This is a genomic window from Pseudoblastomonas marina (genome assembly GCF_034374265.1).
GTDB classification, from domain to species: domain Bacteria; phylum Pseudomonadota; class Alphaproteobacteria; order Sphingomonadales; family Sphingomonadaceae; genus Alteriqipengyuania_A; species Alteriqipengyuania_A marina.
Genome location: NZ_CP139718.1, coordinates 959,316 through 981,249 on the forward strand (window position 1 = coordinate 959,316; position 21,934 = coordinate 981,249).

Below are 21,934 nucleotides of genomic sequence, written 5' to 3' on the forward strand. Positions count from 1 at the left end.
TTTCAGGGGGGACGAAGCAGTTGGACACGAAAGACGCGACCCGCAACCGCATGCGCCAGATCCGCCGCGCGGAATTCGAGAGCCATGACGAGGGCACTGCCGCGCTGCGCTTCCTGCGCCCGCCCGAAGTGCTGGTGAAGAAACTACCCAAGGACGCGTCGATCGGTTTCTATCGCTCGCGCACCACAGAGGCGCCGACGATCCGCTATGCCGAGTTCTTCCACGAGCGCGGGCACAAGCTCGCGCTGCCGTGGGCCGCGCATGCACGCGACGGGATCACCTTTCGCGAATGGAAGGACCCGTTCGACGAGGACGAGCTCGAGAAGGATCCGTTCGGCGGCGTGCAGCCGACTTCCGACGCGGCCGAGATGATCCCCGACGTGATCTTCGTGCCCGGACTGGGCTTCACCGCGAATTGCGACCGGATCGGGCGCGGCGGCGGGCATTACGACCGCTGGCTGGCGAAGAACCGCGATACGATCGCGATCGGCATGGCGTGGGATGCGCAGGTGGTCGAAAGCCTCCCGCTGGACGAGCACGACCAGCATCTCGATTTCGTCGTCACCCCCACCAAGATTTACGAGCGCGGCTGATGCGGACCGAGCCGACCTGGCGCATCCCGATCGGGATCCTCGGCCTGCTGCTCGCGCTGGCACTGTACGGGATCGCGATCGCGACCTGGATCGCCCCCGCGATCGAAGGCTGGAACGCGCTTTTGCAGACCTTGGTGTACCTGGTGCTCGGCGTGCTGTGGCTCGTGCCCCTGCGCCGTTTCCTGATCTGGATGGAAACGGGCAGCATCCACCCGCCTAGAAGCTGAAGACCATCGTTTCGCGGCCATCCTTTTCGGTTGCGCGCTGGAACGAGGGCAGATCGCGGACCTGCTGGAGCCAGCGGCGGATGTTCGGTCGGTCGGCCCCGATGCGCCCCTGCGCTTCCGCCGAAAAGATCGAATAGCTCAGCGTGATGTCGGCTGCGGTGAGCTTGTCGCCGGCAAGCCACTCATTGGGGCCAAGATCGGCTTCCATCTGATCGAAGATCGCCTTGAGGCGCGGCTGGACGAGCATCTCGCGCACCTTACCCGTTACCTTCTTCACCACCGGGCGCAGCAGCGCCGGCGTGCGCGCGGTCATAACCGTCAGGATGCCGTTCATGAACTGCATCGGCATCAGGCTCCCGTTCCCGGCGTGGAACCAGAACAGGTAGTCGGGTCGCGTCGGATCGCCCGCACCGGGGCGCAGCGTGCTGTCGGGATGCGAATCGAGGATATGGTCGATCACCGCATTGCTCTCGGCGAGCACCAGCCCCTCGTCATCGGTGATGACGGGTGCGGTGCCGAGCGGCGACAATTCCTTGAGCTCGGTCGGGGCGAGCCGCGTTTCCGGATCGCGGTCGTACTTGCGGAGATTGTAATCCGCCTCGAGCTCCTCGAGCAGCCAGAGGATACGGAAGCTCTGCGAATATTCGAGATGGTGCAGGGTCAGCAAGGAACGGTCTCCGATAGCATGTTCGACGCGCCTCATCGCAGGCCCCGAGGGGCTGGCGCAAGGACAATCATGCGATGGAGAAAATCCCCAAGTGGCGCGAGTGACGGGACTTGAACCCGCGACCTTCGGCGTGACAGGCCGACACTCTAACCAACTGAGCTACACCCGCGTAGCCACTTGGGAGCCGCGCCACTACGGCGCAGGCGGACCCTTGTCAACGAACGAAATCGGGAAAAATCACCTATCCCCGTATCGGGGCGTCGGAGCGTGCTGGAATCAGCAGTTTTCGTACTTCCAGTTGCGCTTCTTGCCCTCGCCGATCCATTCGCAGGCGGTCGCGATTCGCTTCGCTCGAGTCGCCTCGCGCTTGGCCCCGATGATCCAGGCGAGATAGTCGCGCCGCTGCGCGTCGGTGAATCCGTCCCACGCCTGGCGCGCGCGTTCGGCCCGATCGAGTGCGGTGGCGAAATCGTCGGGCATGGGAATCGCGGGCTTGGGCTTTGCTGCGGGCTTGCGCCCGGCTTTCACAGCGCCGGCTGCCTGCTGCAGCCGGACAACGAGCTCTCGATCGGCCGGCAGGTCTTCCAGCGCGCGAATCTTGCCCAGCTGGCCCATCCCTTCCGCGGTCGACGATTCGGGATGGATGATCATCGCGCAATGCGCCTTGAACGCCGCCATCCCGGCGACATTCCTGCCGCCCATCATGACATGCGGCATGCCCCATTTCACGCCCTCCTCGCCCTCGGGCAGCGCTTGCTGCCAGAGCATGCGAAGGTGGCGCAGGATGGGCTGCGCGAAACTGCCCGCTTTCTCGATATAGTCGTCGATCCGCGGGTCGGTTTTCATGCGCGTCAGCTCGCGAGGATGTTGGCCGGGGCCTCGATCAACCGCTTGAGTTGCTGGATGAAGCTTGCCGCGTCCCAGCCATCGACGACGCGGTGGTCGCAGCTGATCGAGATGTTCATCAGCTTGCGCTTCTCGATCCGTTCTGTGCCGTCAGGGCCCTTCACGAACATCGGGCGCTCGACGATCCGGTTCGGGCCGATGATCGCGACTTCGGGCCGGTTGATGACCGGCGTCGTCGCGACCCCGCCCAGCGGGCCGAGCGAGGTGATGGTGAGCGTCGAGCCCGACAGTTCGTCGGACTTCGCCTTCCCGTCGCGCGCGGCCTCCGCGAGGCGCAGGATTTCGTTGGCGAGCTGCCACAGGTTCTTCGACTGCGCGTCCTTGATCACCGGCACCATCAGCCCGGCATCGGTCTGCGTCGCCATGCCGAGGTGGACCGAACCGTGGCGCGTCACCACGCCGCCCTCGTCGTCGTAACGCGCATTGATCATCGGGAAATCGGGAATCGTCTGGCAGATCGCACTGATCAGCAGCGGCAGCATGGTGAGCTTGGGCTTGTCGCCCTTGTTCGCGTTGAGCTGCGCGCGCAGCTCCTCCATCGCGGTGACGTCGACTTCCTCGACATAGGTGAAATGCGGGATGTTGCGCTTCGAGGCGGACATGTTCTCGGCGATGCGGCGGCGCATGCCGATGACCTTCTTTTCCTCGTCGGCGCGCGCCTTCCCGGCCGAATAGCCACCATTGTAGGACAGGAACGCGTCGAGATCGCCGTGGCGGATGCGGCCGTCTTCGGCGGGCTTCACCTGCCCGAGATCGACGCCGAGATCCTTGGCGCGAGCGCGAACCGCCGGAGACGCGAGGACTTTGGTTTGGTTGGTCGGCTCGGGGGCCGGTTGGGGGGCGGGCGTCGGTGCCGGCGCGGGCGCGGGCTCCGGATCGGCCGCGATCGCATCGTCGGCATCGGACGCGTCCGAGGTCTCGACCTCGATCCGCTCCTCGACCTCGTCCGCCTTGGGCGCGGGCGCGGGCTCGACGTCGGCCACTTCCTCGACCTCGACTTCACCTTCGGTCTCGATCACCACCAGCATCGAGCCGATCGCGATCGTATCGCCGATCTCGCCGGCAATCTCGACCACCTTGCCAGCGACCGGGCTTTCCATCTCGACGGTGGCCTTGTCGGTCATCATATCGGCGAGGCGATCATCCTCGTCGACCGTGTCGCCGACCTTGACGTGCCAATCGACGATCTCGGCCTCGGCAATGCCTTCGCCGATGTCGGGGAGGTTGAATGTGTAGCGGCCCATGCGGCTCACTCCTGCAAAAGTCGGTCGATGGCCTGTCCGATGCGGACGGGGCCGGGGAAATATGCCCATTCGAGGCTGTGCGGATAGGGCGTGTCGAAGCCCGTCACGCGCTCGATCGGCGCTTCGAGGTGGTAGAAGCAGCGCTCCTGCACCAGCGCGGAAAGCTCGGCGCCGAAGCCCGAGGTGCGGCTCGCCTCGTGGACAATCAGGCATTTGCCGGTCTTCTCGACCGAAGCCTCGATCGTGTCGATATCGAGCGGGACGAGGCTTCTGAGGTCGATCACCTCTGCATCGACGCCCTTCTCCTCGCACACCTTCTTCGCGACATGGACCATGGTGCCGTAGGCGAGCACGGTCAGCGCCTCGCCCTCGCGCACCACGTTCGCCTTGCCCAATTCGATCTTGTAATACCCCTCGGGCGTCGCGCTGTCGGGATGCGACCGCCAGGCCGCGGCGGGCTTGTCGTAATAGCCTTCGAACGGGCCGTTATATATCCGCTTGGGCTCGAAGAAGAGCACCGGGTCGTTGTCCTCGATCGCAGCGATCAGCAGGCCCTTGGCGTCGTGCGGGGTCGACGGGACCACCGTCTTCACGCCCGAGATGTGGGTGAACAGCGCCTCGGGGCTCTGGCTGTGGGTCTGCCCGCCGAAGATCCCGCCGCCATAGGGCGAGCGGATCGTGATCGGCGAGGTGAACTCGCCCGCCGAGCGATAGCGCAGGCGCGCCGCTTCGGAGACGATCTGGTCGTAGCCCGGATAGATGTAGTCGGCGAACTGGATCTCGGGCACCGGACGCAGGCCGTAGGCCCCCATCCCCACCGCAACGCCCATGATACCGCATTCGCTGATCGGGGCGTCGAAGGCGCGGCTCTTGCCGTATTTTTCCTGCAGGCCCGCAGTGCAGCGGAACACGCCGCCGAAATAGCCCGCGTCCTCGCCGAACACGACGACGTTCTCGTCGCGTTCCATCATCACGTCGAGCGCATCGTTGATCGCCTCGATCATGTTCAGGCGGCGTTCGCCGTCGGCGCCCTGCTGCGGCTTCTTCTTCGTCTGGGAACCGCTCATTTCGGATCCCCTTCTCCGAACTTGATTTCCTTTTCGCGCAGCGACTGCTCGCATTGCTCGCGCAGGTGCCAGGGCATCTCTTCGTAGACATCCTCGAACATGGTTTCGAACGGCTGGTGCATGCCGTGGCCGAGCGTGCCGAGCTTCTCGGCTTCCTTGGTCGCGGCCTTGACCGCCTCGGCGGCCTTGCGATCCATTTCCTCCTGCCGCTCCTCGTCCCACTCGCCGAGCGCGATGAGGTGCTTCTTGAGACGCATGACGGGATCGCCGAGCGGCCATTCCTCGCGCTCCTGCGCACTGCGATAGCCGCTGGGATCGTCCGAAGTGGAATGTCCCTCGGCGCGGTAGGAGAAGAACTCGATCAGCGTCGGGCCGGCATTGGCGCGGGCGCGATTCGCGGCCCACCGCTCGGCGGCATAGCAGGCAAGCGCGTCGTTGCCGTCGACCCTCAGCCCGGCGATGCCATATCCAATCGCGCGCGCGGCGAAGGTGGCATTCTCGGCCCCGGCGAAGCCCGAGAAGCTCGAGATCGCCCACTGGTTGTTGACGACGTTGAGGATCACCGGCGCGCGATAGACGCTGGCGAAGGTGCAGGCGGCGTGGAAATCGCCCTCGGCGGTCGAACCGTCGCCGACCCAGGTCGCGGCGATCCGGGTGTCGCCCTTGATCGCCGAGGCCATCGAGTAACCGACCGCCTGCGGCAGCTGCGTCGCGAGATTGCCGCTGATCGTGTAGAACGAGTGCTCGCGGCTGCAATACATGATCGGCAGCTGGCGGCCCTTCAGCTTGTCGCCCGCGTTCGAGTAGATCTGGTTGATCATCTCGACGAGCGGGTAGCCCCGCTGGATCAGGATGCCCTGCTGGCGATAGGACGGGAACACCATGTCGTCGTCCGCCAGCGCCATCGAGGCGGAAATGCTGGTCGCCTCCTCACCCGTGCACTTCATGTAGAAGCTGGTCTTGCCCTGGCGCTGCCCGCGGAACATGCGTTCGTCGAATGCGCGCGTGGTCGCCATCGCTTGAAGCATCCGGCGCAGCGTGTCGGGATCGAGCTTGGGATCCCACGGACCGTGCGCCTTGTCGTCGTCGCCGAGCACCCGAATCAGGTCGTTGCAAAGCGGGTGCGTTTCCGCCGCCTCGCAGGCCTCGTCCGGACGCGGCTGCGCGCCCGGCTCGGTCACGCCGATATGCGAAAAATCGACCGCGTCTCCGGGACGGAAATTGGGTTCTGGAACGTGGAGCGACAGCGGGGGCAGGTTGCCGCGCCTGTCGTTGGTGCCGTTACCGGCCATGAAGGTCTCCCGTGGAGCCGCCCCAGTGCTCCTGAGTCGGCAAGCGAATGTCGGGCGCGCGTTATTTTATTGCGCGCTATTTGTGAAGCCCCGGCTGCGCGGCGCGGTTGACGCGCCTAGACTGCGACCGGTGCGGCAATCGGCGCCTGCGGCGCATAGCCGCTGACGACGAAATCCTCGATCCTGTAGTCGAAAATACTATCGGGAGTGCGCGCGAGTTCCAGCACCGGCGCACCTTTTGGCACCCGCGAGAGCTGTTCCTCCACCAGGTGCGCGTGGTTGAGGTAGAGATGGGTGTCGCCGCCCATCCAGACGAGTTCGCCCGGTTCGTAGCCGGTCTGCTGCGCCATCATCCGCAGCAATGCCGCCGCGCTCCACAGGTTGAACGGCAGGCCCAGCGCGACATCGCAGCTGCGCTGGTAAAGCACGAGGTTGAGCCGCCCTTCCCCGACCTGGAACTGGTAGGTCTTGTGGCACGGAGGCAGCGCCATCGAATCGAGCTCGGCGACATTCCAGCCCTCGATGATGTGCCGCCGGCTGCCCGGATTTTCCTTCAGCGAACGAACCACCTCGGCGACCTGGTTCACCCCTTGGCCTTGGCGATAAGTGCCATCGCCGACCGGCTCGTAGGTCGGCCAGTCGACCCACTGCTTGCCATAGACCGGGCCGAGATCGCCCCAGCGCGCGGCGAATTCCTCGTCCTCGGCGATTCGCGCGACGAAATCGTCGAGCGCGATCTCTTCGCCGGTCTCGCGAACATAATTGGCGTGCGGCCACTCGTTCCAGATCTTCACACCCTGCAGCACGAGCGGGCGGATATTGGTTTCGCCGGTGAGGAACCACAGCAATTCGCGCGTAGCGGTCTTCCAGTAGACCCGCTTGGTGGTGACCAGCGGCATTGCGCCACCGGCGAGGTCGAATCGCAGCATCGTTCCCATGATCGAGCGCGTGCCGACCCCGGTGCGGTCCTGGCGCTCGCTCCCCTGCTCCCAGATGCGGCGCATCAGGTCGAGATACTGCCACTCCCAGTGATCGGGGTCGGTGCGAGAATCGGTCTGTACGGGGACGCTTGCCATGCGAATGTCCTAGAGCGCCAAATGCCCGCTTGCCACCCCGCCAAGTGCCTCCTATAGGGCGCGCCTGCCTCGACGCACCGCTCCGGCGGCGCGCTCGGTCGGGGAGTAGCTCAGCCTGGTAGAGCACTGTCTTCGGGAGGCAGGGGCCGGAGGTTCGAATCCTCTCTCCCCGACCATTTCACTTGCGTTAGCGCGGGAGGCCGACGTTTCCCAACCGTCCATCCTCTTCGTCTGCCTCGGCAATATCTGCCGCTCGCCGATGGCCGAGGGTGCGATGCAGGCCGAGCTGTTCCGACGCGGGCTCGACTGGGAGGTCGATTCGGCCGGGACCGCCGCCTACCATGTCGGCAACCCACCCGATCCGCGCGCGATCGCCTGCGCGGCGGAGAACGGCGCTGACATTTCCGGCCTGCGTGCGCGGCAGGCTGTGCCTAACGATTTCCACCGTTTCACGCACATTTTCGCGCTCGACGACAAGAACCTCGCCAATCTGCGCGCGATCCGTCCCGGCGATGGCTCGGCGGAGTTGGGGTTGGTCCTCGACATGATCGAGGGACGCAAAGGCGAGACCGTCGCCGATCCCTATTATGCGGGCGACGATGCGTTCGATTTCACCTGGCGCGTGGTCACCGAGGCCGCCAGCGCCATCGCCGACAAGCTCTCGCGCTAGTTCGCCTCGCGGCTCACCACCACGCCGTCGATCACCACGCCGGTTACATGCGTCGTGTATTCGAACGGATCGCCATCGAACATTGCGATATCTCCATCCTTGCCCGGTTCGAGCGAGCCGACACGATCGCCCACTCCGATGATCCGTGCGGCATCGATCGTGACGGTGCGCAGAGCGTCCTCAAAGGCGAGACCGTGTCCGACCGCGAAGCCCGCTTCCCACAGAACCACGCGGGTCTTCGGGACATAGGCCTCGTAACCCGATTGCAGCGCAAAGGGGATGCCCGCCTCGCGCAACGCCGCGGCGGTGGTGAAGCTCGCATTGGCATAATCGCCGAACTGGCGCGTCATGGTCGGGTGAAGGATCACAGCGACACCGGCATCGCGCAATTCGTCGAGCAGGAGATACGCCTCCGCCGCGCCGTCGATCACCAGGTCGAGGTCGAACTCTTGCTTGAGGCGGAGTGCGCCCATGATGTCCTGCGCGCGGTTGGCGGTGATCATCAGCGGGAGCTTCTTCGCCAGCACGTCGCGCATGACTTCGGCCTGGAGGTCGCGCTTTGGCTTTTCGTCCTTCTTCTCAGGTGCGGCTTGCGCCTTGAGCAGCGCCTCGCGCAGCATCGCGATCTGCTTGGGGCGCGTGCCGGGCGCCTTGCCGCCATTGCCGAGCGCGCCGGGCCCGAGATTGCCGGCGACCATCGCGCGGCGTTCGACCATCGCATCGTCGACGGTCAGACCGACGGTCTTGACCACCATCGTCTGCCCGGAAATCAGCGCGCCGGTGCCGTGCCCGGTGTGGAGCGTGGTGACGCCGAATCCGCGCACCCAGTCGACGAGGCGCTCGTCGGGGTTGTAGGCGTCGATCGCGCGCAGTTCGGGCTGGATCGGGCTCGAGGTTTCGAGGAAATCCTGCTCGTCGGGCTGGTTCGAATAGCCGGTCAGGCCGACGACGGTGTGCGCATCGACCAGACCGGGCGTAACCACCCGAGCGCTCAATTGCTCGTAGCCCTCGGGGACTTCGGTGCTCGCTTCGGGCCCGACCGCGACGATCTTGCCGTCCTCGATCACGACCACGCCGTTCTCGATCGCGGCGCCCGCCATGGTGTAGACCCGCTCGCCCCTGACCACGAGATCCTGCGCGAGCGCGGTCGAGGACAGCGCCGAGGCGACGATCGCCGCGGCAATGGTGAATTTACGCGCGCTCATTGGCCGCCTCCCAGAACATCGCCGCCGTGGTCGAGCACCTCGCCGGGCATGGTATCCTCTCCTGCGCCGTATCCGCCGGTGGCGTAGATCGCCTGCTCGGGTTCGGAGAGATCGAACAGCTTTTCGCCCTCGACCCAGGTTTCGCGGATATCGGTGTAGACCGACAGCGGATCGCCATCGAGCACCAGGAAATCGGCATCCTTGCCCGGCTCGAGCGAACCCACCCGGTCGTCGAGGCCGAGCATGCGCGCGCCGTTTACCGTCAGCGCCCGCAGCGCGCCCTCGCGGGTCATCCCGGCGCGAACGGCGAGCCCCGCCTGGCGGAACATCAACCGCGAATCGATGATCCCGTCGTCCGAATGAAGCGCGGTCAGCACGCCGGCGCGCTCGAGGATACCCCCGGCAGCCAGCGAGGCGCCCATCGCCTCAAGCTTGCCGCCGGGCGAATCGACGAGGATCGCCGAGACCGGCGTGTTCGCCGCCGCGATCCGGTCGGCCACCTTGTAGGCTTCGAGCCCGTGCTGGATCACCATGCGGAAGCCGAATTCGTCGCGCAGCCGCATCGCGGTCATCACGTCGTCCGCGCGGTGGGTGTGGAAATGGACGATCCGCTTGCCACCGAGCACCTCGCACAGCGCCTCGTTGGCGAGATCGCGCTTTTCCTTATTCCCTTCGCAATAGGCTTGCGCGGCAACGAAACGGGTGCGGACAAGCGCGGCGGATTTTGCGCGGGTGCCCGGGAAGCCGGATGTGCTGCGGATCGGGTTGGTGCCGTTGGCCATTTTCATGCCGCCCATGACCGTGCCATCGTCCCATAGATAGGCGATATCCTCGATCGTCTCTCCGTCGCGCAGCTTCATGTAGAAGGTCTGCCCGCTCATCAGATAACCCGAGCCGGGCATGACGTTCGCGGTGGTCACGCCCCCTGCCCGCGCCTTGGCGATGCGGGCATCGCGCGGATTGATCGAATCCATCGCACGGACTTCGGGCTGGATCGGCGAGGAACTGTCGGCTCCCGACACGCCGCCGATATGCGAATGGGTGTCGACGATACCCGGCATGATGACCATGCCGCTCACATCGCGCCGCTCGGCACCGGAAGGAATATCGACCGAAGTACCGACCGCGACAATCTTGCCGTCCTCGATCACCAGCGCGCCGTTCTCGATCGTCTCGCCCGCCATCGTCATGATGGTTGCGCCTTCGAATACGATCGGCGTGTCCTGCGCGGCGAGCGGCGTCGCGACGGCGGCAAGCGCGCAGGCGCTGGCCAGCAAATTGCGGATTTTCGGCATGGATCCCCCTTCCCTAAGCTCGGGGTTGATGCGCGATTCCTATCCGCCGCGCAAGAGTTGGACGCCCCAGTCGCGCTCGAACAGGTAGAGCAGGATCCGCGCCGCCTCGCCGCGCTTGCCGGTGAGGCCGCCGTCGCGCTCCATCAGCAGGCGCGCATCGTCGTGCGCGGCGGGCAGCAGCCGCGTGATCTGTTCGAGATCGGCGATGCGGAAGGCTTCCTCGCCCGATTGCCGTGTCCCCAGCAATTCGCCGCCGCCGCGCAGTCGCAGGTCTTCCTCTGCGAGGCGGAACCCGTCCTGCGTCTCGCGCATCAACGCGAGCCGTTCGCGGCCCGTCTCGGACAGCGCCTCGCCGCGCAACAGCAGGCAGACCGATTTCTCCGATCCGCGCCCGACACGTCCGCGCAGCTGGTGCAACTGGGCAAGCCCGAAGCGCTCGGCCTGTTCGATCACCATCAGCGTGGCATTGGGCACGTCCACCCCGACCTCGATCACGGTGGTCGCGACGAGGACTTTCGCCTCGCCGGACGCGAAGCGCTCCATCGCCGCGTCCTTTTCCTCGGGGCGAAGCTGGCCGTGGACGAGCACGATATCATCGTCGAAACGCGCCTTGAGGCTCGCATAGCGCTGCTCGGCGGCGGCGATGTCCTCGGTCTCGCTTTCGCGGACCATCGGGCAGACCCAATAGGCCTGCTGGCCGCTGGCGATATGCCGCGCGACCCCATCGGCGACTTCGGACAACCGCTCGGCGGAAATGACCCGCGTGTCGATCGCCTGGCGGCCCGGCGGAAGCTCGTCGAGCCGCGAGACGTCCATCTCGCCATACTGCGCGAGGGTGAGCGTGCGCGGGATCGGGGTCGCGGTCATCGCCAACGTGTGCGGGGTGCGCTTTCCCTTGCGCGCGAGCATCAGCCGCTGGCCCACCCCGAAGCGGTGCTGCTCGTCGATCACCACGAAGGCCAGGTTCTTGTACGAAACGCTGTCCTGGAAGATCGCGTGGGTGCCGACGACAATGTCGATGCTGCCGTCGAGCAGCCCCATCAGGATGCTCTCGCGCGCCTTGCCCTTGTCGCGCCCGGTGAGCAGCGCGATCTCGACCCCGGTCGGGCGCGCCATGTCGCGGAGCGTCTCGAAATGCTGGCGTGCGAGAATCTCGGTGGGCGCGAGCAAGGCCGCCTGCGCGCCCGCCTCGACCGCGACCAGCATCGCTTCCAAGGCGACCACCGTCTTGCCCGAGCCGACATCGCCCTGGAGCAATCGCAGCATCGGCGATTCCTGCTGGAGGTCGCCCTCGATCTCGGCGATCGAGCGGGTCTGCGCGCCGGTCAGCGGGAACGGCAATTGCAACTTGTCGCGCAAGCTCCCATCGCCCTTCAATGGCGCGCCCTTGCGCTTACGATTGTCGGCGCGGACCAGCATCAGCGCGAGCGCATTGGCGAGCAGTTCATCATAGGCGAGCCGGTCGCGCGCCTTCTCGTGCGGGCCGCGATGCGCGAGATGGAGCGCGTCGCGCCAGGCGGGCCAACCCTCGCCATCGGCCTTGCCCGGTTCGATCCATTCGGGAAGCTCGGGCACCAGCGCGAGCGACTGTTCGACGAGGCTCGCCACGCGCGGCTGGGTCAGACCCTCGGCGAGGCGATAGACCGGCTCGACCTGCTTGCCCGACAGCGCATCGGCCTTCTCCGCGACATGATCGGGGTGGACGATCTGCAGCATGTCGCCGTAGCGATCGAGCCGTCCGGCGATCCAGCGCTGCTCGCCTACCGGCAGCAATTTCTTCGCGGTGTACGAAGCACGCCCGAAATAGGTCAGCGCGCAGATATTGCCCTTCGCATCCTGCGCCAGCACCCGGTACGGCCCGCGCCCGTTGCGCGAGGCGCGGTGCTCGGTCGGGGTGAGCGCGATGACGATCTGCTCGCCCTCGCTCGCCTCGTCGAGATCGGCGACCGCACGGCGTTCCACAAAGCGTTCGGGCAGGTGGTAGGCGACGTCCTTGACCTTCGCGAGCCCGAGCCGGTCGAGCGGCTTGGCAAGCTTGGGCCCGACGCCCTCGAGCGTGCTGACTTCCGCAAAGATCGGATTGAGGATTTCGGGCCGCATTTCTCCTCCCCTATCCAAGTCGCGAAGGCTTAGCTAGGAGCCCTCTCCATGTCCGAACCGACCGACCTTACCCAGCGCTTCGCTAAGGCGAAATTCCGCGCGTGGCATCGCGGCACGCGCGAGGCCGATTACACCTTCGGCGGGTTCTTCGATCGCTATGCCGATGGCTGGGGCGAAGCCGAGCTCGCCTGGTTCGAGGCCCTGCTCGAGGAAGACGATGTCGACGTCATGGCCTGGATGCTCAGAACCGCCGCAGTTCCCGAGCGTTTCGCCGGCCCGCAAATGGACGCGATGCAGCGCCTCGATTTCGTCGATATTCCGCGGTGACCACGCCACGGACGGGAACCTGCGTCCGCGCGCGCCTTTGAGCTAAGCACATGCCCGATCTTTCCCGCATCCTGAGTGCAACCGAGCCGCTGACGCTCGCCGGGATCGCCCGCGGCGCGCAGCCGCTGGTGATGAGCGACCTCGCCCGCGCCGCCTCGCGCCGCGCGGTGTTCATCGCGCCCGATGCGCAGGCGATGCGCGCGGTCGCCGAGGCCGCGGCCTATTTCGCGCCCGAACTGGAAGTACTGCAGTTCCCGGCATGGGATTGCCTGCCCTACGACCGCGCGAGCCCTGCACTGTCGGTCAGCGCGCAGCGATTGGCGACGCTCCACCGGTTGCAGGCCAAGGGCGCGAACCAGCTGCTGGTGACCAGTGCCAACGCGGTGACCCAGCGCGTGCTTTCGCCCTTCCGCATTCGCGAATCGGTCCGCGAGCTCAAAGCCGGGGTCGAGATCGGCCACGACAGCCTGACAAAACTGCTCCAGCGGCAGGGCTACAACCGCACCGACACTGTGGTCGACGCGGGCGAATTCGCGGTGCGCGGCTCGATCTTCGATGTCTATCCGAGCGGACTGGAAGGCGGCTTACGGCTCGATTTCTTCGGCGACGAGCTCGAATCCTTGCGCGTTTTCGACACCGACACGCAGCTGACCGTGCGCAATGTCGAGGAACACCTGCTGCTCCCGGCGAGCGAAGCGCTGCTCGACGAGGACAGCATCAAGCGATTCCGCACACGCTATCGCGAAATGTTCGGCGCCAATGCCACGCAGGACCCGCTCTACCAGGCGGTGAGCGAGGGGCGCCGGCTCGCGGGAATGGAGCACTGGCTCCCGCTGTTCGAAGACAGACTGACCACGCTTTTCGACCATCTCGGCGACGACGTGACGGTGATCGATGCCGGTGCGATCGGGGCGGCCGACGAGCGGCTGTCGGACATCGCCGACTATTACCGCCAGCGCAGCGAAACCTCGGGACAGGCTTCGGGCAGTTATCGCCCGCTCGATACCGACGCGCTCTATCTGACCGGGGATGAGCTCGGGAAAATCCTCGCCGAGCGCCCGGTCCACCGCGCCAGCCACTTCGCCGAGCCCGAGGGGCACAAGTCGGTCGATTTCGGATTCAAGGCGGCGCGCGATTTCGCCCCCGAACGGGCCCGCGGCGAAAACGCCTACGACACCGCGGCCAGGCATCTCGGCCAGCGCGCCAAGGACGGCAAGGCGATCTTCGCTGCCTATTCGAAGGGCAGCCGCTCGCGCATCGCCTCGATCCTCGAGGAAGCGGGCACCAAGACACGCCTCGCCGACAATTGGCAGGAGGCGCTCGGCCTCGCCGCGAAGAAGCAGCCGGTGGCGCTGGTGCTCCCGCTCGAGACCGGCTTCGCCAATGACGAACTCGAACTCGTCACCGAACAGGACCTGCTCGGCGACCGGCTCGTGCGGCGCAAGAAGAAGCGCAAGAGCGCCGACGCCTTCATGGCGGAGATTTCGGCGCTCAGCCCGGGCGATTTGATCGTCCACATGGATCACGGCATCGGGCGCTACGAAGGGCTGCAATCGATCCCCGTCGGCAAGAGCCCGCACGATTGCGTCCAGCTCTCCTATGCTGGCGGCGACAAGCTCTACATACCCGTGGAGAACCTCGACGTCCTCTCGCGCTACGGCAGCGAGAGCGACACCGTGCCGCTCGATAAATTGGGCGGCGAGGCGTGGCAGCGGCGCAAGGCGGGGCTCAAGGAGCGCATCCGCGAGATTGCTCACGAACTGCTCAAGACCGCCGCCGCGAGGAGCCTGCGCAAGGCACCGGTTATCGAGCCCGAGAAGAGCTCCTATGACCAGTTCGTCGAGAAGTTTCCCTGGGAGGAGACCGACGACCAGGACGCCGCGATCGACGACGTGCTGCGCGATCTTGCCACCGGTCGCCCGATGGACCGCCTCGTCTGCGGCGATGTCGGCTTCGGCAAGACCGAGGTTGCGCTGCGCGCCGCCTTCATCGCGGCGATGAACGGTCAGCAGGTCGCGGTCGTCGCCCCCACCACGCTGCTCGCGCGCCAGCACTACACCAATTTCGTCGAGCGTTTTTCCGGCTTCCCCCTCGAGATCGGTCGCCTGTCGCGCCTCGTCCCCGCCAGGGAGGCGAAGGAAACCCGCGAGGGGATCGAGAGCGGCAAGGTCGATATCGTGATCGGCACCCACGCGATCCTCTCGAAACACGTCAATTTCAAGGATCTCGGCCTCGTGATCGTCGACGAGGAACAGCGTTTCGGGGTGACCCACAAGGAGCGCCTCAAGCAGCTGCGCGCCGACGTTCACGTGCTCACCCTTACTGCGACGCCGATCCCGCGCACGCTCCAGATGGCGATGTCGGGACTGCGCGAGCTATCCACGATCCAGACCCCGCCGGTAGATCGCCTCGCCACGCGCACCTACGTGACCGAATGGGACGACATGGTGATGCGCGAGGCGCTGCTGCGCGAACACCATCGCGGCGGGCAGAGCTTCATCGTCGTGCCGCGCATCGCCGACATGGCCGATGTGGAGGACTGGCTGAGAGAGCACGTTCCCGAGATCAAGGCGATTACCGCGCACGGCCAGATGACGCCCGCAGAGGTGGAGGACCGCATGGGCGCGTTCTACGAGGGCAAGTACGAAGTGCTGCTTTCGACCACCATCGTCGAGAGCGGGATCGACATCCCCAGCGCCAACACGATCATCATTCACCGCGCCGATCGTTTCGGCCTTGCCCAGCTCTACCAGCTGCGCGGGCGGGTCGGCCGGGCCAAGCTGCGCGCCTATGCGTACCTGACCTATCCGGCCGATACGCAGCTGTCCGAAGTCGCGGAAAAGCGTCTCAAGGTGCTCGGCGATCTCGACAGCCTCGGCGCGGGCTTCCAGCTTGCCAGCCACGATCTCGACCTGCGTGGTGCCGGGAACCTGCTCGGCGACGAACAGTCGGGCCATATTCGCGAAGTCGGGTTCGAGCTCTACCAGTCGATGCTCGAGGACGCGATCGTTGCCGCCAAGGCGGGCGATGCGGGACTCGAGAAGGACACGTTGGGCCTCTCGCCGCAGATCACCGTCGATGCGCCGATCATGATCCCCGAGGATTACGTGCCCGATCTCGCGGTACGGATGGCGCTCTATCGGCGCCTCAACCAGGTCGAGGGCAAGGCCGAGCTCGAGGCGCTCGCGGCGGAGATGATCGACCGCTTCGGCCCGTTGCCCGATCCGACCGCCAACCTCGTCAAGCTGATCGAGATCAAGCAGCAGGCGATCGAAGCCCATATCGCCAAGATCGACCTCGGTCCGAAGGGCGCGTTGGTCACCTTCCACAATGACGACTTCCCCGACGGCCCGGGGCTGATCGCCTATGTCGACCGGCTGAAGGGTACCGCCAAGCTGCGTCCCGACATGAAGCTGGTGGTGACGCGCAGCTGGGGCGATCCGCAATCGCGTTTGAACGGGCTGTTCCAGCTCACCAAAGGGCTCTCGGGGATCGTCCGCCGCAAGCGCAAGCAGGAAGCGCGCGCCGCCTGATCCTTCAGGGCCGTATCAGCTCAAGGAATTGGCGCGAAGACATCGGCTGCCCGCCGAGGAACCCCTGATAGGTGTCGCAGCCCTCGTCGGCGAGCAGCACGCGCAAGGCTTCGTCCTCGACACCCTCGGCGATGAGCTTCAGGCGCAGCGCCTTCCCCAGCGCGATGATCGCGCGCAGCACTTCGAGATCGCGGCTGTCGTCGAGCACGCCCTCGACCATCGAGCGGTCGAGCTTGATCGCGCCGATCGGCAGCACCTTGAGATAGCGGAAATTGCAGAACCCCGCGCCGAAATCGTCGCACGCGATCTCGATTTTCTGCTCGGCCAATTGCTGGAGGCTGCGCTGCGCGGTCCTCAGGTCGCCGAGCAAGGCGTGTTCGGTCACCTCGATCGTGAGCCGCTGTGGCGGAAAGGCGGTCTGACGCAAAACGTTGAGCAATTGCGCCGCGAAGCGATTGTCCGCGAGATCGGCGGGCGTGACGTTGAGCGACAGCCGCAAATGCGCCGGCCACTCGCTCGCCAGTTCGAGCGCGCGCATCGCGATGTGGCGCGACAGCGGCATCAGGTGGTCGGCGCGCTCCGCGATCGTGAACAGCGCCGATGCACCGATGAGGCCAAGCTCGCCATGCTGCCAACGCGCCAGCGCCTCGGCCCCGACCAGCGCGTTGTCACTGAGCGAATATTGCGGCTGGAACAGGATCTCGATTTCGTCGCGATCGATCGCGCGGAGCAGGTCGGCCTCGAGCTGTGCGCCGCTGCGCCCAATCAGCGCTTCTTCGCCATCGGCCCACTGGACGCGGCGGTTCTGGTCGCGCTGGAGCGAGGTGAGCGCGATGCCCAAGCGGTCGAGCGCGGTGTCGGCACGCTCGTTGGCGAGGACCCGCAGCAAGGCGATCCGCGGCGAGAGGCGCAGCACGCCTTCGTTGGCATTGATTGGCAGGGCGATCGAATCGGCGAGTTCCTCGGCCAGCCATTCCCAGCGTTCGCGGCTGCACGGCCCGCGCGCGATGATCACGAAGTGCCCACCGCGCCCGCGCGCGAGCATCCATTCGCCCTCGATATCATCCTCGAGAAAGCGGTTGAGCCTGCGCGCGACCTCGGCCAGCGCCACGTCGCCGGCGCTTTCGCCATAGGCAAGGTTGATCGTCTCGAACCGGCGGAGTCCCAGCAGCGCCGCATGGACCAGCGGTGCCTCGTCGTCGCCATTCGCGTCTTCGAGCCAGTCGCGCAGGCGGGCGCGGGCTTCGCCGACGACCGGCAGGCCGGTCAGGGTATCGCGCTCGAGCTCGGAGGTTGGATCTGGGCCGCCCATCGTTTCCGGTCCATGCCGCCGCGGTGGAGCGCTGGCAAGCGGGCCGGGCAAAGATTACATCCCATTGCCATCGGCGCTGCCGGTCCATAACGAGGCGCGGACGCGCAAGGGAGAGCTGGATGACGGTCGAAATCGGGAAACTGGCGCTGCTGGCAGCCGAAACCGAGGCGGCACAGCAAACCGCCGACCTGTTGCGCGAGGAAGGCGATTTCGTGTCGCTCGAGAATGCCGACGCCGCGGTCGTGCTTGGCGGCGACGGTTTCATGCTCCAGCAATTGCATGCCATGCTCGACGAACGGCGCGTAATCCCCGCCTTCGGGCTCAATCTCGGCACGGTCGGATTCCTGATGAACCGCATCAAGCGCACCCGCCCGCTGATCGAACGCGTCGCCCGTGCGCAGCCGGTCGCGGTCAAGCCGCTCTGCATGCGCGCGCATACCCAATCGGGCGAAACGCGCGAATACCACGCGATCAACGAGGTCTCGTTGCTGCGCGAGACCCGCCAGACCGCCAAGCTCGAAGTGCACGTCAACGGCCGCAAGCGGATCACCGAGCTGTCGGCCGACGGCGTGCTCGTCGCGACCCCGGCCGGGTCGACCGCCTACAATTTCTCGGCCAACGGGCCGATCCTGCCGCTGACCTCGAACCTGCTCGCGCTGACCCCGATCAGCCCGTTTCGCCCGCGTCGCTGGCGCGGGGCAATCCTGCCCGATCACTACGAGATCGGCTTCCGCGTAATCGATCCCGACAAGCGCCCGGTCGCTGCTGTCGCTGACCAGAAGGAACTGCGCGATATCGACGAGGTCACCGTCTCGATCGACACTTCGCGTACGCTCACCCTGCTGTTCGACAAGGGCCAGACGCTCGAGGAACGGATCGTCGCCGAGCAATTCGTCACCTGAATTGGCGGCGGCGGAAATTTCCGTGGCGGTTTGGCCAAAAGCGGTCTTGCAATCGGGAATCGCGCCGCATATAGGCGCGCTTCCGCACGAGGGCGGGTATTCCCCGATAGCTCAGCGGTAGAGTAGGTGACTGTTAATCACTTGGTCGTTGGTTCGAATCCAACTCGGGGAGCCATCCCCCTCTCGCGGAAATGAAAAAGGCCTCGCTGACGCGAGGCCTTTTTTCGTTTTGGCGCTCTCAAACGCGGGGCGGCGGGCATCCGCCCGACCGCAGGTGCCTCGGAGCGAAGCGGAGAGAATGGCGCCGGGGAAGCCCGCCCGGATGGGCGGGCTCAACTCAGCCCGCCTTGCCGTGGCAATGCTTGTATTTCGCACCCGATCCGCACGGGCACGGCGCGTTGCGGTTGAGGTTCATGCCGGCATAGGGATCGTCCCCCTCGCCCTCGGCACCCTGCGGCTGCGCGCCGAGCTGGGCCATCATCGCGGCCGCACCGGCGGTTTCGCCCGCGGCATCGTTGCGGCCCGTCAGCGGGTCGATATGACCGGTCAGGAAATCGGGCAGGTCGGGCAGGTCCTCGGTCGCCGGCGGCGGCACGCGGATATCGTTGGTGGCGAGGATTTTCGTCACGTCTTCGCGCAGATCGTCGAGCATGTTCTCGAACAGGCCGAACGCCTCGCGCTTGTACTCGTTGATCGGCTGTTTCTGCGCATGTGCGCGCAGGAAAACGACCGTGCGGAGCGCATCGAGCGTCGCCAGGTGTTCCTTCCAGTGGTGATCGAGCCGCTGGAGGAGGACCGATTTCTCGACGGAGCGCCAGATCGAGGCATCGGTGGCCGCGATCTTCTTTTCCATCTTCTCGTCTACCGCCTTGGCGAGACGCTCCTCGATATCAGACTGGTCGATACCATCCTCTTCGATCCAGCTCTCGATCGGGGCGGGAATGTTGAGGACCTCGTCGATCCGCTCCTTGAGCCCTTCGAGGTCCCATTGTTCGGGGTAGGAACCCGGCGGGCAGTGATCGGTCACCATCGCGTTGATCGTGTCGTTCCGCATATCGAGCATGACGTCGTCGACGGTTTCGGAATCCATGATTTCGGCGCGCTGTTCGTAGATGACCTTGCGCTGGTCGTTCATCACGTCGTCGAACTGGACGACCTGCTTGCGCGCCTCGTAATTGCGCGCCTCGACCTTCTTCTGCGCGGTCTCGATCGCCTTGGAGAGCCATTTCGAGCCGATTGCCTCGCCGTCGGCGAGGTTCGAATTCATCATCTTGGCGAACAGCGTGTCCGGTCCGAAGATGCGCAGCAGATCGTCTTCGAGGCAGAGGTAGAAGCGCGACAGGCCGGGGTCGCCTTGGCGCCCCGAGCGGCCGCGCAGCTGGTTGTCGATGCGGCGTGATTCGTGGCGTTCGGTGCCGAGCACGAACAGGCCCCCGGCTTCCTTGACGCGTTGTTTCTCTTCCTCGACTTCGGCCTTGATCCGCTCGATCGCGGCGTCGCGTTCGGGGCCTTCTTCCATTTCGCCGAGCTCATCGTCGATGCGGAAATCGACATTGCCGCCGAGCTGGATGTCGGTGCCGCGGCCGGCCATGTTGGTGGCGATGGTGACCGCACCGATGCGTCCCGCCTGCGCGACGATATGCGCCTCGCTTTCATGGAAGCGGGCGTTGAGCACTGCGTGCTTCACGCCTTCCTCGTCGAGGAATTTGGACAGCAGCTCTGATTTTTCGATCGATACGGTGCCGACAAGCACCGGCTGGCCCTGCGCGCTCTTCTCTGCGATCGCCTTTGCGATCGCTTTGAACTTGTCGAGCGTGTTCTTGTAGAACTCGTCTTCCTCGTCGATCCGCTGGACCGGGACGTTGGTCGGGATCTCGACCACGTTCATCTTGTAGATGTCCCAGAATTCGGCCGCTTCGGTCGCGGCGGTGCCGGTCATGCCCGAAAGCTTGGGATACATGCGGAAATAGTTCTGGAAGGTGATCGAGGCGAGCGTCTGGTTCTCGGGCTCGATCTTCACCCCTTCCTTGGCCTCGACCGCCTGGTGGAGGCCGTTCGACCAGCGGCGGCCATCCATCATGCGACCGGTGAATTCGTCGATGATGACGACCTTGTCGTCCTTCACGATGTAATCGGTGTCGCGCTTGAACATGACGTTGGCCTTCAACGCCTGGTCGAGGTGGTGGACCACCTGCGTGTTCTCGATATCGTAGAGGTTGTCGCCTTCGAGCAGGCCTTCCTTCTCGAGCTCGCGCTCGGCCCATTCGATGCCGTCTTCGGTCAGCTGGACATTCTTGGTCTTCTCGTCGGCTTCGTAGAGGTCCTCTTCGATCCGCTTCACCACCGCATCGACCGCGATGTAGAGATCGGACTTGTCCTCGGTCGGGCCCGAGATGATCAGCGGGGTGCGTGCCTCGTCGATCAGGATCGAGTCGACTTCGTCGATGATCGCGAAGTTGAAGGGGCGCTGGACCATCTGGCTGCGCTCATGCTTCATGTTGTCGCGCAGGTAATCGAAGCCGAGCTCGTTGTTCGTCGCGTAGGTGATATCCGCCGCGTAAGCCTCGCGCCGGGCGGGTTCGGGCAGGTTGGGCACGATCACGCCGACGCTCAGGCCGAGCCAGCGATAGACCTGGCCCATCCATTCGGCGTCGCGGCGGGCGAGGTAGTCGTTGACGGTGACAACGTGCACACCCTTGCCCTCGAGCGCATTGAGGTAACACGCCAGCGTGGCGACCAGCGTCTTGCCCTCGCCGGTGCGCATTTCGGCGATTTCGCCGCGATGGAGCACCACGCCGCCGACCATCTGTACATCGAAATGGCGCATGCCGAGCACGCGCTTCGAGGCTTCGCGCACGGTGGCGAAGGCTTCGGGCATGATGTCGTCCAGCGTCTTGCCCTCTTCGAGCTGGCGGCGGAACTTCTCGGTCTGGCCCTGCAATTCCTCGTCGGTCAGTGCGACGATCTGGTCTTCATAGGCGTTGATGGTGGCGACGATCTTCTGGATCGAGGCGACGTAACGGTCGTTGGACGAGCCGAAGAGAGTCTTGGCGAGATTGCCGAACATGGGCGTCAAACTTTCGTATCAATGTAAGGGGATGCGCCCGCGGCAAGAGGCCCGGGCGCGCAGCAGCTGGATCGGAAATGTTCCGGGGTGCGCTATTCGAGCGCGAGGTCGGCGCTGATATAGATCGGCGGAATGTAGATCGTGCGCCGCTTTTCGCGCGGACACGCCTTGTCTTCGGCCTTCCTGCCATCCCTCGCCTTTTCGCGGCATTCGCAGGTCCGTTCGTCGGACTTGCACTCGGCCGGGTCGCCGGTGGCGGCCTCGACCTGCGAAACCAGCGAGCGGACATTCTCTGCCTGCGCAGGCGCGGCAACGGCGGCAAGGCCGGTCAGGAGCGCAAGGCAGGTAAGAAGACGGCGTAGCATCGTGCAATGAGATGTAGTGGCTTTGTTCACGGACGTAAACCGCCAAGGGACAATTGCTTGCGGGCGGGAGGGCGAGGTCATATTCG

At 65.4% G+C, this 21,934-nt stretch carries 18 protein-coding genes and 3 tRNA genes; 8 read left to right on the forward strand and 13 right to left on the reverse strand.

Annotated elements, in window-relative coordinates:
* Positions 1-20 precede the first annotated feature (20 nt).
* Both T8S45_RS04650 and T8S45_RS04655 read left to right on the forward strand, forming a co-directional pair.
* Positions 21-593 carry a 5-formyltetrahydrofolate cyclo-ligase gene (locus T8S45_RS04650; RefSeq protein WP_229658105.1) on the forward strand — a complete coding sequence of 191 codons (573 nt, stop codon included), beginning with the start codon at positions 21-23 and terminating at the stop codon, positions 591-593.
* Positions 593-820, forward strand: a complete 228-nt coding sequence (locus T8S45_RS04655) for a DUF2842 domain-containing protein (RefSeq protein ID WP_188641858.1) — start codon at positions 593-595, stop codon at positions 818-820. Before T8S45_RS04650 ends, T8S45_RS04655 begins: the two co-directional genes overlap by 1 nt.
* Here the strand turns inward: T8S45_RS04655 and T8S45_RS04660 are convergent.
* From T8S45_RS04660 to thyA, 7 genes are all read right to left on the reverse strand, one after another.
* Positions 810-1,487 (reverse strand): glutathione S-transferase family protein, encoded by a 678-nt coding sequence (locus tag T8S45_RS04660; protein ID WP_188641859.1) that lies wholly within the window; start codon positions 1,485-1,487, stop codon positions 810-812. The genes T8S45_RS04655 and T8S45_RS04660 overlap by 11 nt on opposite strands.
* A gap of 92 nt (positions 1,488-1,579) precedes the next feature.
* A tRNA-Asp gene (locus tag T8S45_RS04665) sits at positions 1,580-1,656 on the reverse strand.
* A 107-nt stretch (positions 1,657-1,763) separates the two neighbouring features.
* Positions 1,764-2,333 (reverse strand): YdeI/OmpD-associated family protein, encoded by a 570-nt coding sequence (locus T8S45_RS04670; protein ID WP_322294852.1) that lies wholly within the window; start codon positions 2,331-2,333, stop codon positions 1,764-1,766.
* 5 nt (positions 2,334-2,338) lie between these two features.
* A complete protein-coding gene (locus T8S45_RS04675; protein ID WP_188641861.1) occupies positions 2,339-3,637 on the reverse strand; it encodes a dihydrolipoamide acetyltransferase family protein in 1,299 nt (432 codons plus the stop codon).
* Between the two features lie 5 nt (positions 3,638-3,642).
* Positions 3,643-4,704: an alpha-ketoacid dehydrogenase subunit beta gene (locus T8S45_RS04680; RefSeq protein ID WP_322294853.1), complete on the reverse strand. Its 1,062-nt coding sequence runs from the start codon at positions 4,702-4,704 to the stop codon at positions 3,643-3,645.
* Positions 4,701-5,996 carry a 3-methyl-2-oxobutanoate dehydrogenase (2-methylpropanoyl-transferring) subunit alpha gene (locus T8S45_RS04685; RefSeq protein WP_322294854.1) on the reverse strand — a complete coding sequence of 432 codons (1,296 nt, stop codon included), beginning with the start codon at positions 5,994-5,996 and terminating at the stop codon, positions 4,701-4,703. The genes T8S45_RS04680 and T8S45_RS04685 overlap by 4 nt, the downstream gene beginning before the upstream one ends.
* A 116-nt stretch (positions 5,997-6,112) precedes the next feature.
* Positions 6,113-7,072, reverse strand: a complete 960-nt coding sequence (gene thyA / locus T8S45_RS04690) for a thymidylate synthase (RefSeq protein WP_322294855.1) — start codon at positions 7,070-7,072, stop codon at positions 6,113-6,115.
* A 99-nt stretch (positions 7,073-7,171) separates the two neighbouring features.
* On the opposite strand from thyA, the gene T8S45_RS04695 reads away from it, so the two are divergent.
* A tRNA-Pro gene (locus T8S45_RS04695) sits at positions 7,172-7,248 on the forward strand.
* A complete protein-coding gene (locus T8S45_RS04700) occupies positions 7,248-7,742 on the forward strand; it encodes a low molecular weight protein-tyrosine-phosphatase (RefSeq protein WP_322295190.1) in 495 nt (164 codons plus the stop codon). The genes T8S45_RS04695 and T8S45_RS04700 overlap by 1 nt, the downstream gene beginning before the upstream one ends.
* On the opposite strand, the gene T8S45_RS04705 is transcribed toward T8S45_RS04700, so the two are convergent.
* From T8S45_RS04705 to recG, 3 genes are read right to left on the reverse strand one after another with little or no spacing between them, the layout of a single operon-like run.
* Entirely contained in the window at positions 7,739-8,947 is a 1,209-nt protein-coding gene (locus T8S45_RS04705; RefSeq protein WP_322294856.1) for an amidohydrolase family protein, read from the reverse strand. The genes T8S45_RS04700 and T8S45_RS04705 overlap by 4 nt on opposite strands.
* Positions 8,944-10,242, reverse strand: a complete 1,299-nt coding sequence (locus T8S45_RS04710; RefSeq protein WP_322294857.1) for an amidohydrolase family protein — start codon at positions 10,240-10,242, stop codon at positions 8,944-8,946. The genes T8S45_RS04705 and T8S45_RS04710 overlap by 4 nt, the downstream gene beginning before the upstream one ends.
* A gap of 39 nt (positions 10,243-10,281) precedes the next feature.
* The gene (gene recG / locus T8S45_RS04715; protein ID WP_322294858.1) at positions 10,282-12,342 is read right to left on the reverse strand and encodes an ATP-dependent DNA helicase RecG; all 2,061 of its coding nucleotides are present in this window, start codon (positions 12,340-12,342) and stop codon (positions 10,282-10,284) included.
* A 48-nt stretch (positions 12,343-12,390) separates the two neighbouring features.
* Between recG and T8S45_RS04720 the strand changes: the two genes are divergently transcribed.
* Entirely contained in the window at positions 12,391-12,669 is a 279-nt protein-coding gene (locus tag T8S45_RS04720; RefSeq protein ID WP_188641870.1) for an FAD assembly factor SdhE, read from the forward strand.
* Between the two features lie 50 nt (positions 12,670-12,719).
* Positions 12,720-16,202, forward strand: coding sequence for a transcription-repair coupling factor (gene mfd, locus T8S45_RS04725; RefSeq protein ID WP_322294859.1), 3,483 nt, complete (start codon positions 12,720-12,722; stop codon positions 16,200-16,202).
* 4 nt (positions 16,203-16,206) lie between these two features.
* On the opposite strand, the gene T8S45_RS04730 is transcribed toward mfd, so the two are convergent.
* Positions 16,207-17,514: an EAL domain-containing protein gene (locus T8S45_RS04730; protein ID WP_322294860.1), complete on the reverse strand. Its 1,308-nt coding sequence runs from the start codon at positions 17,512-17,514 to the stop codon at positions 16,207-16,209.
* Positions 17,515-17,633: 119 nt separating this feature from the next.
* On the opposite strand from T8S45_RS04730, the gene T8S45_RS04735 reads away from it, so the two are divergent.
* Both T8S45_RS04735 and T8S45_RS04740 read left to right on the forward strand, forming a co-directional pair.
* The gene (locus T8S45_RS04735) at positions 17,634-18,416 is read left to right on the forward strand and encodes an NAD kinase (protein WP_322294861.1); all 783 of its coding nucleotides are present in this window, start codon (positions 17,634-17,636) and stop codon (positions 18,414-18,416) included.
* Positions 18,417-18,516: 100 nt separating this feature from the next.
* Positions 18,517-18,591: transfer RNA gene (locus tag T8S45_RS04740), tRNA-Asn, on the forward strand.
* A 162-nt stretch (positions 18,592-18,753) separates the two neighbouring features.
* Here T8S45_RS04740 and secA read toward each other — a convergent pair.
* Positions 18,754-21,483 (reverse strand): preprotein translocase subunit SecA, encoded by a 2,730-nt coding sequence (gene secA, locus T8S45_RS04745; protein ID WP_188643115.1) that lies wholly within the window; start codon positions 21,481-21,483, stop codon positions 18,754-18,756.
* Positions 21,484-21,575: 92 nt separating this feature from the next.
* Positions 21,576-21,848 carry a hypothetical protein gene (locus T8S45_RS04750; protein ID WP_188641874.1) on the reverse strand — a complete coding sequence of 91 codons (273 nt, stop codon included), beginning with the start codon at positions 21,846-21,848 and terminating at the stop codon, positions 21,576-21,578.
* Between the last annotated feature and the right edge of the window lie 86 nt (positions 21,849-21,934).